10 protein-coding genes are annotated in these 12,668 nt (G+C 63.3%); all 10 read left to right on the forward strand.

Annotation, left to right across the window (positions count from 1 at the left end; all coding sequences use genetic code 11):
• The first annotated feature begins 37 nt into the window (after positions 1–37).
• Positions 38–1,057 carry an ABC transporter substrate-binding protein gene (locus ASN89_RS03980; RefSeq protein ID WP_152988428.1) on the forward strand — a complete coding sequence of 340 codons (1,020 nt, stop codon included), beginning with the start codon at positions 38–40 and terminating at the stop codon, positions 1,055–1,057.
• A gap of 204 nt (positions 1,058–1,261) precedes the next feature.
• Positions 1,262–3,436: an ABC transporter permease gene (locus tag ASN89_RS03985; protein ID WP_235501838.1), complete on the forward strand. Its 2,175-nt coding sequence runs from the start codon at positions 1,262–1,264 to the stop codon at positions 3,434–3,436.
• Positions 3,433–4,518, forward strand: coding sequence for an ABC transporter ATP-binding protein (locus tag ASN89_RS03990; protein ID WP_058048344.1), 1,086 nt, complete (start codon positions 3,433–3,435; stop codon positions 4,516–4,518). Before ASN89_RS03985 ends, ASN89_RS03990 begins: the two co-directional genes overlap by 4 nt.
• Positions 4,515–5,348, forward strand: coding sequence for an inositol monophosphatase family protein (locus ASN89_RS03995; RefSeq protein ID WP_100428235.1), 834 nt, complete (start codon positions 4,515–4,517; stop codon positions 5,346–5,348). Before ASN89_RS03990 ends, ASN89_RS03995 begins: the two co-directional genes overlap by 4 nt.
• 110 nt (positions 5,349–5,458) lie before the next feature.
• The gene (locus ASN89_RS04000; protein ID WP_082654380.1) at positions 5,459–6,559 is read left to right on the forward strand and encodes a porin; all 1,101 of its coding nucleotides are present in this window, start codon (positions 5,459–5,461) and stop codon (positions 6,557–6,559) included.
• A gap of 69 nt (positions 6,560–6,628) precedes the next feature.
• Entirely contained in the window at positions 6,629–7,618 is a 990-nt protein-coding gene (gene iolG / locus ASN89_RS04005; RefSeq protein WP_082654381.1) for an inositol 2-dehydrogenase, read from the forward strand.
• Positions 7,619–7,630: 12 nt separating this feature from the next.
• Positions 7,631–9,577 (forward strand): bifunctional 5-dehydro-2-deoxygluconokinase/5-dehydro-2-deoxyphosphogluconate aldolase, encoded by a 1,947-nt coding sequence (locus ASN89_RS04010; RefSeq protein ID WP_058048347.1) that lies wholly within the window; start codon positions 7,631–7,633, stop codon positions 9,575–9,577.
• A complete protein-coding gene (gene iolD, locus ASN89_RS04015) occupies positions 9,574–11,412 on the forward strand; it encodes a 3D-(3,5/4)-trihydroxycyclohexane-1,2-dione acylhydrolase (decyclizing) (RefSeq protein WP_058048348.1) in 1,839 nt (612 codons plus the stop codon). The genes ASN89_RS04010 and iolD overlap by 4 nt, the downstream gene beginning before the upstream one ends.
• Positions 11,409–12,329: a myo-inosose-2 dehydratase gene (iolE, locus tag ASN89_RS04020; protein ID WP_058048349.1), complete on the forward strand. Its 921-nt coding sequence runs from the start codon at positions 11,409–11,411 to the stop codon at positions 12,327–12,329. Before iolD ends, iolE begins: the two co-directional genes overlap by 4 nt.
• Positions 12,326–12,668, forward strand: a 343-nt coding sequence (locus tag ASN89_RS04025) for a 5-deoxy-glucuronate isomerase (protein WP_200968963.1), incomplete at its 3' end; no start/stop codon positions are given. The genes iolE and ASN89_RS04025, both read left to right, overlap by 4 nt.

Genomic DNA, 12,668 nt, shown 5'->3' on the forward strand with positions numbered 1-12,668 from the left:
TGAAGTACCTCAACGACAACAAACTTGGAGTGAGACGATGAAGATGCGCAATGTTGCGATTGCTATAAGCCTGGCCCTGCCGATGACGGCCATGGCCGCCGAGGAACGCCTGTCCGTGCTGTGCTCGGCCGACATGGAATGGTGCCAGCTGATGAAGAACCGCTTCGAGGCGGAAAGCAAGATCAAGGTGTCGATGATCAGGAAGAGCGCGGGGGAAGCCTACGCGAAGATCCGCGCCGAAGCGTCGAACCCGAAATCGGACATCTGGTGGGGCGGCACGGGCGACCCGCACCTGCAGGCGGCCGCCGAAGGCTATACGGAAGAATACAAGTCGCCGACCCTGCCCAAGCTGCAGCCGTGGGCGCTCAAGCAGGCCGAGACGGCCAAGTACCGCACCGTTGGCATCTATATCGGCATCCTGGGCCTGGCCTACAACGAAAACGTGCTGAAGAAGAAAAACCTGCCGCCGCCCCAATGCTGGAAAGACCTCGTCAAGCCCGCCTACAAGGGCGAGATCGAGATGGCCAATCCGAACTCCTCGGGCGCCGCCTACAACGCGCTGGCCACCGTGGTGCAGCTGATGGGGGAAGAGGAAGCGTTCGATTTCCTTGCCAAGATGGGCCAGAACGTCAGCAAGTATCCGAACGCGGGCGTGGCGCCCGGCGAGGACGTGGGCCGTGGCGAAGCGGGCGTGGCCATCGGCTTCATGCATGACCTGATGAAACTGACCGTGGCTGGCTTTCCCGTGAAAGTCTTGCCGCCCTGCGAAGGCACGGGCTACGAGATCGGCTCGATGAGCATCGTCAAGGGCGCGAAAAACATGGAGCAGGCGAAAAAATTCTATGAGTTCGCCCTGCGTCCCGACGTGCAGAGCGAAGCCGTGAAAGCGCTGGCCTTCCAGATCCCGTCGAACGTGGCCGCCGCCATTCCCGCCGCCTCGCCGCGCCTGGAAAACATCAAGACCATCAACTACGACTTCGCCAAGTATGGCGCCTCGGACACGCGCAAGCGCCTGCTGCAACGGTGGACCACGCAAATTTACTCTGCCGGCAATTAACGCACGCCAAAACTTACTGCGCGTCGTGATTTGCAGCCTGCGATGCTCACTGTGCTGAAGCACAGCTGCGCGTCTCGGCCACAACTCACTGCCGCTCGCTACAGTTTTGGCAGGCGTTAAACCTATATAAATTGTTCAAAACGTCTGGAAAACCAGGGCGCATCGCGCAACAGAATTTCAGACGTTCATAGTTGGATGAAACTCATGAAAAAGATATTTTACGGCTGGCTGCTGCTTGCCCTGGCAGCGTTGTGCCTGTTGCCCTGGCAGCAGCAGGAAGCGGGACTGTTCACCGGCGAATGGCTGCGCGACGGCCAGTTCTTCAGTGACCGTGGCGCACCGGCCGTGCTGCACGTACTGTCGTTCGGCGCCTGGCCGCTGGGCGTGTTCTTCGCCCTGATCGCCGCCAGCGCCGCGCTGGTGGCCGGCAATCCCCACCGCAAGACCCTGGGCCTGGGCCAGATCGCCATCGGCGGCGCCGGCCTGCTGTGGCTGGCATGGCTGGGCTGGGGGCCGCTGGCCGCCGGCACGGGCCTGGGCTTCGGCGCGCTGCTGCTGGCGCTGTGCCTGCTGTTCCTCCTCACGTCGGGCGCCGCCGCTTGCGGCGTATGCCGTGGCGACGCCTTCGTGGCCGGCGCCATCGGCCTTATCATTTGCCTCATTTCCCTGTTCGTGCTGTTCCCCGTCGCGCTGATCCTCGTCAGCGCCGGCCAGCCCATGGATGATGGCGGCACGGGTGCCGCCGCCCTGGCGCGCCGCCTGGCCGACCCCGGCATCTGGAGCCTCAATTGCGTGTCCGGTCCCGGCCGCTGCGGCGTGGCCTGGAATACCCTGGCGCTGGCCTTGCTGACGGGCGTGTCGGCCACCTTCCTCGGCCTCGTCTTCGCCCTGCTGGTGACGCGCACCAATGGCCGCTGGGTACGTCCCATGCGCGCCATCACCATCTTGCCGATCGTCACGCCGCCCTTCGTGCTGGGCCTGGCCCTGATCCTGCTGTTCGGCCGCAACGGGGCCATCACGGGCCTCGTCGGTGAGCTGTTTGGCATCGAGCAAAGCCGCTGGCTGTACGGCATGACGGGCGTGTGGCTGTCGCAGATGCTGGCCTTCGCGCCGATTGCCTTCATGACATTAATTGGTGTGGTGGAAGGCGTCAGCCCCTCGCTGGAAGAAGCGTCGGGCACCCTGGGCGCGAGCAGTTGGCAAACCTTCGTCAAGGTGTCGCTGCCGCTGATGCGTCCCGGCATCGCCAATGCCTTCCTGCTGTGCTTTATCGAAAGCATGGCCGACTTCGGCAATCCGATGGTCTTGGGCGGCAACTTCCACGTGCTGTCGACGGAAATCTTCTTTTCCGTGGTGGGCGCCTCGAACGACCAGGGCCGTGCGGCGACTTTGGCCATCGTGCTGCTGACGTTTGCCGTGGGCGCCTTCTTCATCCAGAACCTGTGGCTCGGCAAGAAATCGTATGTGACGGTGACGGGCAAGGCCGACCATGGCGGCCACGCCTCGCTCAACCCGCGCCTGAAAACCACCTTGTGGACCATCGCCCTGCCATGGTTCGCCTTCACGGCCCTGATCTACGGTACGGTGGTGGCGGGCGGCTTCGTGAATAACTGGGGCCAGGACAACGCCTTTACCTTGCGCCATTACATCGACGCCTTCGGCATCACGGCGGGCGCTTCCGGCTGGCACTGGACGGGCCAGGCCTGGCCGTCGCTGTTCACGACCTTGACGATTTCGGCCATCGCCGCACCGTTGACGGCCTTTGTCGGCATCCTGTCGGCCTGGCTGCTGGTGCGCCAGCAATTCGCCCTGAAAAGCGCGTTCGAGTTCGGCACCATGCTCAGCTTTGCCATTCCCGGCACGGTCATCGGCATCAGCTACATTCTCGCGTTCAACTCGGCGCCCATCGAGTTGACGGGCACGGCCACGATTTTGATCCTGTGCTTTGTCTTCCGCAACATGCCGATGGGATTGCGCACGGGCATCGCCGCCATGCGCCAGCTCGACGGCAGCCTGGACGAAGCGTCGATCACCCTGGGCGCCAGCAGCTGGACCACCATGCGCAAGGTCATCCTGCCGCTGCTGCGCCCGGCCATCGCCTCGGCCCTCGTGTATGGCTTCGTGCGCTCGATTACGTCGATCTCGGCCGTCGTCTTCCTCGTCAGCGCCGATTACGACATGGCCACGTCCTACATCATCGGCCTGGTGTCGAATGGTAACTACGGTACGGCGATTGCCTACGCCACGGTGCTGATCGTCATCATCCTGCTGTGCATCCAATTGATTCATTTGCTGGTCGGCAAGCGCCGCCTTCGCCGCGTCAGCGCCGAGAAAACGCTGCCGGCCGCCGTTCCCAACCTGGAAAAGAGCTACGCATGAACCACTTTACTACCCATGAAACAGCCATCGCGGCGCTGGAATTCGACGGCGTTACCAAGCGCTACGGTAAGGCCCTGGCCGTCAACGATGTGTCGTTCACGATCGCGCCGCGCACCATGGTCACCCTGCTGGGCCCCAGCGGCTGTGGCAAGACCTCGACCTTGCGGCTGATCGCGGGCCTGGAGCGCGTCAGCGCCGGGCGCATCCTGCTGGCCGGCGAGGACGTCACCTTGACGTCCGCCGCCGAGCGCGACGTCAGCATGGTGTTCCAGTCGTACGCGCTGTTCCCGCACATGACGGTGCTCGACAACGTGTGCTACGGCCTCATCGTCTCCGGCGAGACCAAGCCGCGCGCCGTGGAACGGGCGCAGGAAAGCTTGCGCCTGGTGGGCCTGGCCGACTTTGCCGCGCGCTTCCCGAACGAGTTGTCGGGCGGCCAGCAGCAGCGGGTGGCCGTGGCCCGTTCGCTGGTGCTGCAGCCCAAGGTGCTGCTGCTGGACGAGCCGCTGTCGAACCTCGACACGAAACTGCGCCGCCGCGTGCGCGACGAGATCCGCGACATCCAGGTCAAGCTGGGTCTCACAGCCGTGTACGTCACGCATGACCAGGAAGAGGCGCTGGCCATTTCCGACCAGATCATCGTCATGAACCGGCAAGTGATCGCGCAAAAAGGCACGCCGCACGAGCTGTTCGAATCGCCGGCCGACAAGTTCGTCGCCGACTTCATCTGCAACGCGAACATCGTCGATGGCGTGATCGAATCGGTAGCCGACGGCAAGGCCGTCTGCGTCATGGGCAAGCTGCGGCTGCGCCTGCCATGCCGCAGCCAGCGCAGCGGCGAAGCGAGTTTCGCCGTGCGTCCGGAAGCGATCCTGCTGTCGCCTGCGCAGCCCGACAGCGCCATGGTGGTGCGCGTGGCCCGCGCCACCTATCTGGGACGCGAAATGCAATACACGCTCGATACGCCGGTCGGCGAACTGTTTGCCGTCTCGCACGACTTGAGCCAAGTTTTCACGCAAGGCACATCGGTCGCCATGACCGTACACGAACATGGCGCAGCCATCATTGGAGGACAAGCATGACAGATATGACACAGGCAGCGGTACTGGCCGACGCGGCGACCCTGGAACGCTATGCCTACGCCCGGCACATCATCCGCCAGGCGGGCGAGATTGCGCTGGGCATGTTCCAGCGCCGCACGGAACTGGTGATCGAGGAAAAGGGCTTGCAGGACATGGTCAGCATCGCCGACCGCATGGTGGAGGATTTCCTGCGCGCGCAGATTGCCGAGCGCTTCCCGGCGGACGCCGTGGTGGGCGAGGAGCGGGGCGGCGGGGCCTCCGATGCGCGCTGCGTGTGGGTCATCGATCCCATCGACGGCACGGCCTGTTTCGTCAACGGCATGCTGGCCTGGTGCGTGTCGATCGGCGTGCTGGTCGACGGCAAGCCCGCCATCGGCGCCGTGTACGACCCGAATGCGGACGAGCTGTTCCACGCCTGCCAGGGGCAGGGCGCGCATGTGGCGGGGAAGGCCGGCGAAACGCGGCTGCGCGTCAACGACGTGGCCAGCTTGCAGGGCGGCGTGCTGGGCGTGGGCTTTTCGCACCGCGTGGGCACCGGTACTTTCCTGCCCTTCCTGCTCGACGTGCTGGAAGAAGGCGGCATGTTCATCCGCAACGGTTCCGGCGCCTTGATGATCGCCTACGTGGCGGCCGGGCGTTTGATCGGCTATTTCGAGCCGCACATCAATTCCTGGGATTGCCTGGCCGGTATCGTGCTCGTCAATGAAGCGGGCGGGCGCTGCAATGATTTCCTGGCCGATAACGGCCTGGAAAAGGGTAACCCCATCCTCGTGGGCGGTCCCCGTTTGTATCCGCAACTGGCGGCGCTGGCCTTGCCGCGCTGCGCCTGAACACATGGACTGGAAAGGAGGGCGGGCGTCCGGCGAGGGACGCATGTAGTGGCAACACGCTGTTGAGCATCATGAGTAATCCACCACCATAAAAACAAGCAGGAGACAAAATGAAAAACGGGATGAAAAAGAGCACCATGCAGTTGAACAAGATCGCCGCCGTATTGTTGCTGGCCGCGCCAGGCTGTGTGCTGGCCGAATCGAGCGTCGTCGTGTACGGCCGCATCCATGCTGGCTTCGACCGTATCGAGACGTCGAGTTCGGCCACGGCGCCGAACGGCGAATCGGTATCGCGCGTATCGGACAATTCCTCGAAGATCGGTTTTCGCGGAAGAGAAGACTTGGGCAATGGCAACACTGCCTTCTTCCAGATCGAGGGCAATGCCAAGCTCGACGATGGCACGGGTGCCATCAACAGCAAGGATACCTTTGTCGGGCTGGAAAACCCTGCCTATGGCCGCATCGCGCTGGGCCGCTTCGCCACGCCGATTCGCCAGATCAACGGCTACACCAACCGTTTCGTGGGCGAAGGCATCCAGGATGACGCCAACATTTCGCAACTGGGCGGCGAAGGCTTCAACCGCCGCAGCTCGAACGCCGTCAGCTACCGCACGCCCGTGCTGCAAGGTTTCAGCGCGACGATTTACCGCGCCAGTGAAAACGAGGCATCGAACGGCGACCGCATCTATTCGGGCATCGTGCAATACGCGAACGGCCCCATCAAGGGCGCCGTCGGCTATGAAAAGCACAAGGACTTGCGCCCCGGCTTCAGCGAAAAGATGTTCCGCGCCGTGGGCAATTACAACTTCGGCGGCGGCGACGTGGGCGTGGCCTGGAACCGCATGGTGTATGACGTTGCCGGCGGCGACTTGCAGCGCGACTACTTCACCATCACGGGCGCCTACAAGGCGGGCGGCGGTTCCTTCATCGGCCGTTTCGGCGTGGCAGGCGATGTGTCGGGCAGCGCGCCCAACGGCAGCAGCGTGACCGTCAAGGCGACCACTCTCGTGCGCGGCGATGACAGCGGCGCCAAGCAGGCGACCCTGGGCTACGAGTATTACCTGTCCAAGCGCAGCACCGTCTACGCCTACTACACGCAAACGAATAACGACAAGAATGCCAACTACACGTTTGGCGGCAATGCCTTCGCCGCCACCAAGAAGGGTGCCAAGCTCAGCGGTGTAATGCTGGGCGTCATCCACCTGTTTTAACTTTTTTGCCCGAATTTGCACACGTGTGCATTTTCGGGCGACGTTATACCGACTATCAAGGAGATGAAAATGATTCAAGTGGCATTGTTCGGCGCCGGGCGCATCGGCCGCATTCACGCCGGCAATCTGGTACGCCAGCCTGGCGTGCGCCTGAAATACGTGGTCGACGTGCATGCGGGCGCGGCGGCGGAAGTGGCGGCCCTGCATGGCGCCAGCGTCGCCAGCGTGGAAACTGTGCTGGCCGACCCTGAAGTCAAGGCCGTGCTGATCGCGTCGAGCACGGATACGCATGCGGACCTGATCGTGCGCGCGGCGGCCGCCGGCAAGGCCATCTTTTGCGAAAAACCCGTCGACCTGACCCTCGAGCGCGCACGCGCCGCCGCCGCTGCCGTCAACGACGCTGGTGTGCTGTGCATGATCGGCTTCCAGCGCCGCTACGACCCCACGTTTGCCGCCGTCAAGCAGCGCATCGCAGCCGGCGAGATCGGCGCGCCGGAGTTGCTCATCGTCACCAGCCGCGATCCGGGGCCGCCACCCGTCAGCTACATCCAGGTGTCGGGCGGTATTTTCAAGGATATGCTGATCCACGATTTCGACATCTTCCGCTGGATACTCGACGATGAAGCGGTCAGCGTGCACGCGACGGGCAGCTGCCTGGTCGACCCCGCCATCGGCGCGGCGGGCGACCTCGATTGCACGGCCGTGACCATCCGCACGGTAAAAGGCCGCTTGTGCCAGATCAACACGACGCGCCGCGCCGCCTATGGCTACGACCAGCGCTTCGAAGTGCTGGGCAGCGCCGGCATGCTGCAGGCGGGCAACCACAAACCGACGGAAGTGACGGCCTATGGTTCGGTGAACGTCAGCGTGGACAAGCCGGAAGATTTTTTCCTGGAACGCTACCGCGCCGCCTACGCCAGCGAAATGGCGCATTTTTTCGATGCCTTTGCCCACGGCGCACCCCTGCGCACCACCGTCCACGATGGCTTGAAAGCGCTGGAACTGGCCGAAGCGGCCACTGTGTCGTGGCGCGAGCAGCGCATCGTGCAACTGTCATAAGGAAAGCATGTGATGAAGAATACGACTGAATTTGCCCAGGGCCGCGCGCTCGACGTGATCTGCCTGGGCCGCCTGGCCGTGGACCTGTACGCGCAGCAGATCGGCAGCACCCTGGAAGACGCCACCAGTTTCGCCAAATACCTGGGCGGCTCGTCGGCGAACATCGCCTTCGGCACGGCCCGGCTGGGCTTGAAGTCCGCCATGCTGTCGAAAGTGGGCGACGACCACATGGGCCGTTTCCTGACCGACACTTTGGCCAAGGAGGGCTGCGACGTCAGCCACGTGGGCGTCGACCGCGACCGTCTCACGGCTTTGGTGATGCTGGGCATCAAGGACAAGAACACCTTCCCGCTGATTTTCTATCGCGAAAATTGCGCCGACATGGCCATCGACGCCTCGTCGGTGGATGCGGCCTTCATTGCCTCTAGCAAGGCGTTGTTGATCACCGGCACGCATTTCTCTACTAGTGCCATGCACGCCGTCAGCACGCAGGCGTTGCAACTGGCCCGCGCGAACAATGTGCGCACCGTGCTCGACATCGATTACCGGCCCGTGCTGTGGGGCTTGTCGGGCAAGGCCGATGGCGAAACGCGTTTCGTTTCGAACGAAGGTGTGACGCGCCACCTGCAGGCGATCCTGCCTCATTTTGATTTGATCGTCGGCACGGAAGAAGAATTCATGATCGCCGGCGGCGGCGCGGATATCATGGCCAGCTTGCGCGCCGTGCGTTCGGTGAGCGGCGCCACTCTCGTCGTCAAGCGCGGGCCGCTCGGTTGCGCCGTGATCGAGGCGGCCATACCGGCCAGTCTCGATGAAGCATTCAACTATCAAGGCGTGCGCGTGGAAGTGCTGAACGTGCTGGGCGCGGGCGACGCGTTTCTGTCGGGCTTCCTGAAAGGCTGGCTGCGCGGCGAGGATTACGAAGCGTGCTGCCGCTACGCGAATGGCTGCGGCGCCCTCGTCGTGTCGCGCCATGGCTGCGCGCCGGCCATGCCATCGCCCGTCGAGCTCGATTATTTTCTCGCCAATGCAGTCAAACTGACGCAGCCGGACCAGGACGCCACCCTGGCGCGTTTGCACCGCACGACGGTCGCGCGCAAAGAGTGGAACGAGCTGTGCGTATTTGCTTTCGACCACCGCACGCAATTCTTTGAGCTGGCCCAGCAGGGTGTCAGCGATGAAGCGCGGATTTCACAGCTCAAGCAATTGTTCGTGCAAGCCGTGGGCGAGACGGAAGCGTCGCGTGGCTTGCAGGGCGGCACAGGCGTGCTGATCGATGACCGCTATGGCGCCGACGCGCTCAACGACGCTACGGGGCGCGGCTGGTGGATCGGCCGTCCCGTCGAGATGCCGGGCTCGAATCCCCTGCAGTTCGACTGGGGCCGCTCGCTCGCTTCGCGGTTGACGCAGTGGCCCAAGGAGCACGTGATCAAGTGCCTGGTGCAACTGCACCCGGACGATATGCCGGAAAACCGACTGGAGCAGGAAGCGCAGATCAAGGGCCTGTATGATGCAGCGCAAATCACGGGGCATGAGTTGCTGCTGGAAATTATCCCTGCCAAGTCCTTGCCGCAGCACGACGATACGGTGTTACGTGCCGTCAAGCGCCTGTACAACCTGGGCATCTATCCCGAATGGTGGAAGCTGGAAAGCATGTCAGCCCAGCAATGGCAAGCCATCGATGCCCTCGTGCATGAGCGCGATCCGTATTGCCGTGGTGTCGTCCTGCTGGGTTTGAATGCGCCGATTGCCGCCCTGGCCGACAGTTTCGAGCAAGCCAGCGCCAGTACGACGTGTCGCGGTTTCATGGTGGGCCGCACCATCTTCCAGGAACCGAGCCGCCGCTGGCTGGCGGGCGAACTCGACGATGCCGGCCTGATCGCCGCCGTGCGCGCCAACTTCGAGCAGCTCATTGGCCTGTGGCAGCGTACACGCAACCGCCTGGAGCGTGCGGCATGACTACACAAAATAAGACGATTCGTTTGACCATGGCCCAAGCGCTGGTGCGCTACCTGGCTGCCTTGCGCACGGACGATGGACAGCCGCTCTTCGGCGGCGCCTTTGCCATCTTTGGCCACGGCAACGTGGCCGGTATCGGCGAAGCGCTGTACCAGTACAAGGATGTGTTCCCCACCTACCGCGCCCACAATGAACAGGCGATGGCGCATTCGGCGATTGCCTATGCCAAAGCGCACATGCGCCGGCGCATGATGGCCGTGACCAGCTCCATCGGCCCGGGCGCGACCAACTTGCTGACGGCCGCCGCGCTGGCGCACGTGAACCGCTTGCCCGTATTGCTGTTGCCGGGCGACGTGTTCGTCTCGCGCGCGCCCGACCCGGTGCTGCAGCAGCTGGAAGATGGCACGGATGGCAGCGTTTCCGTCAACGATGCGTTCAAGCCGCTGTCGCGCTACTTTGACCGCATCGTCTATCCGGAGCAGTTGCTCACCGCCTTGCCGCGCGCCATTGCCGCCTTGACAGACCCGGCCGCTTGCGGTCCCGTCACCTTGTCCCTGCCGCAAGACGTGCAGACGATGGCGTATGACTATCCGGTCGATTTTTTTGAACCGCGCATTGTGCGTTTCCGTGCCGTGCCGCCGATTGAACAGGAACTGGAAGAGGCGGCGCTGCTGTTGAAAAATGCGAAGCAGCCGCTGATCGTCGCCGGTGGCGGCGTGTTGTACGGCCAGGCCAGCGCCGCCTTGCAGGCGTTTGCCGAACGCCATGGCATTCCCGTGGCGGAAACCCAGGCCGGCAAAAGTTCTCTGCCATGGGACCACCCTTTGCAGCTGGGCGCCATCGGCGTGACGGGCTCGCCTGCGGCGAATGCCCTGGCGGCGGACGCGGACGTGGTGCTGGCCATCGGCACGCGCTTGCAGGATTTCACGACGGGTTCCAATTCCCTGTTTGCGCAGGCGCAACTGGTGAGCCTGAACGTCAACCGTTTTGATGCACTGAAACGCCGCGGCCTCGGTGTGCAGGCGGACGCGACCTTGGGCTTGCAAGGCCTGTCGCGCCTGCTGGTTAGCTGGAATAGCGCGGGCCAATGGATGGACCGTGCACAGCAGGCGGGCCACGCCTGGCGCGACACCGTGGCATCCATCACGGGAAAACGCGACTTGGCCGGCTTGCCGTACGACGGCGAAGTCATCGGCGCCGTGCAGCGCTCTTCAGCGGACTCGACCAGCAACGATATCGTCGTCTGCGCGGCGGGCACCTTGCCGGCCGAGCTGCATAAACTCTGGCGCACGTCGACGCCGGGCGGCTATCACATGGAATACGGCTACTCGTGCATGGGTTACGAGATCGCCGGCGGCCTTGGCGTCAAGATGGCCAAGCCGGAATCGGAAGTGATCGTCATGGTGGGTGACGGCAGCTATCTGATGATGAATTCGGAAATCGCCACCTCCGTCATGCTCGATAAAAAACTCATCATCGTCGTGCTCGACAACCGCGGTTACGGTTGCATCAACCGCCTGCAGCAGGCCTGCGGCAATCCTTCGTTCAACAATATGTTGCCCGATAGCGCCCCGCGCATCGACTTTGCCCTGCATGCGCAATCCTTGGGCGCGCTGTCCGAGCACGTGGCCTCAATTGCCGAGCTGGAACAGGCGATGCTGCGCGCCCGCGCCGCTTCCCGCACGTATTTGATCTGCATCGATACAGACGACACGCGCACGACCGAAGAGGGCGGTTGCTGGTGGGAAGTGGCCGTGCCAGAGGTCTCCACGCAACCCGGCGTGCAAGCTGCGCGCGCCCGTTATGAACTTGACCGCCAAGGACAACAACAATGAACGCAACGACATGGAATGTGAAGATCGGCATCAACCCGATCTCGTGGATGAACGATGATTTGCCCAGCCTGGGCGGCGAAACGCCGCTGGAAACAGCGTTGAAGGAGGGCGCCGAGATCGGCTACGTGGGTTTTGAATTGGGCAACAAGTTTCCGAAAGATGCCCCGGCCCTGAATGCGGTGCTGGGGAAATACCAACTTGCCTGTGTTTCCGGATGGTATTCGGGACGGCTGGCGCACCGGTCGGTCGAGGAAGAGATCGCTTCCGTGGCGTCGCACTTGCGCTTGCTGGCCGACAGCGGCGCCACCGTCATGGTCTACGGCGAAGTGGCCGACGCCATTCAGGGCGAAGCGCGCCCGCTGTATAAACGCCCGCGTTTCCAGTCGCAGCGGCAATGGCAGGAATACGCCAACAAATTGACGGCCTTTGCCGCGCATTTGCTCGCGCATGGCGTACGCCTGGCCTACCACCACCACATGGGCGCTTATGTGGAAACGCCGGCGGACGTGGACCAGTTGATGGCCTTGACGGGATCGGAAGTCGGCTTGCTGTTCGACACGGGCCACATCACGTTTGCCGGCGGCGACGCGCTGGCGGTGCTCAACAAACAAATCGACAGGATTTGCCACGTGCATTGCAAGGACGTGCGCCCCAACGTGGTGAAACTGGCGAGAAATGGCCACTGGAGTTTCTTGCAGGCTGTCATCAATGGCGCTTTCAGCGTGCCCGGCGACGGCAGCATCGACTTTCCGGCCATCCTCACGCGCCTATATTTGCACGGCTATGAGGGCTGGCTGGTGGTGGAAGCGGAGCAGGACCCGGCAGTCGCGCCCAGCTACGAATACGCGAAGCTGGGCCACGATTACCTGGCGCGCCTGGTTGATGCGATTCCCCGCTTGAAACGGGAGGCGGCATGAGCCCGCTATTGGTCAAAGCGAACAAGGCCGGCGGCAAGATCGTTGAAGTCACGCCCGCGTCCGCCGGCTGGACGCATGTCGGTTTCGCCGCGCACCGTCTTCCAGCGGGCGAGTCCTTGCAGCTGGACACGGGCAAGCGCGAATTGTGCATCGTCGTGCTGACGGGCACGCTTACCGTCCAGGCGGGTGGACAGACCTGGGAAAATATAGGTAATCGCCAGAGCGTCTTCGAGGATCGTTCGCCGTACGCCGTGTATGTCCCGCTGGATACGGCGGTCGGCATCACGGCCGTGGGCAATGCCGAAGTGGCCTTGTGCAGCGCACCGGGCATCACCCACC

Source organism: Janthinobacterium sp. Ant5-2-1 (genome assembly GCF_001445815.1).
Classification (GTDB): domain Bacteria; phylum Pseudomonadota; class Gammaproteobacteria; order Burkholderiales; family Burkholderiaceae_D; genus Janthinobacterium; species Janthinobacterium lividum_E.

Excerpts from the sequence above, each read along its gene's own strand:
- ASN89_RS03980 (WP_152988428.1), top strand. The coding sequence starts at position 38 with ATGAAGATGCGCAATGTTGCGATTGCTATAAGCCTGGCCCTGCCGATG.
- ASN89_RS03985 (WP_235501838.1), top strand. The coding sequence starts at position 1,262 with ATGAAAAAGATATTTTACGGCTGGCTGCTGCTTGCCCTGGCAGCGTTG.
- ASN89_RS03990 (WP_058048344.1), top strand. The coding sequence starts at position 3,433 with ATGAACCACTTTACTACCCATGAAACAGCCATCGCGGCGCTGGAATTC.
- ASN89_RS03995 (WP_100428235.1), top strand. The coding sequence starts at position 4,515 with ATGACAGATATGACACAGGCAGCGGTACTGGCCGACGCGGCGACCCTG.
- ASN89_RS04000 (WP_082654380.1), top strand. The coding sequence starts at position 5,459 with ATGAAAAACGGGATGAAAAAGAGCACCATGCAGTTGAACAAGATCGCC.
- iolG (WP_082654381.1), top strand. The coding sequence starts at position 6,629 with ATGATTCAAGTGGCATTGTTCGGCGCCGGGCGCATCGGCCGCATTCAC.
- ASN89_RS04010 (WP_058048347.1), top strand. The coding sequence starts at position 7,631 with ATGAAGAATACGACTGAATTTGCCCAGGGCCGCGCGCTCGACGTGATC.
- iolD (WP_058048348.1), top strand. The coding sequence starts at position 9,574 with ATGACTACACAAAATAAGACGATTCGTTTGACCATGGCCCAAGCGCTG.
- iolE (WP_058048349.1), top strand. The coding sequence starts at position 11,409 with ATGAACGCAACGACATGGAATGTGAAGATCGGCATCAACCCGATCTCG.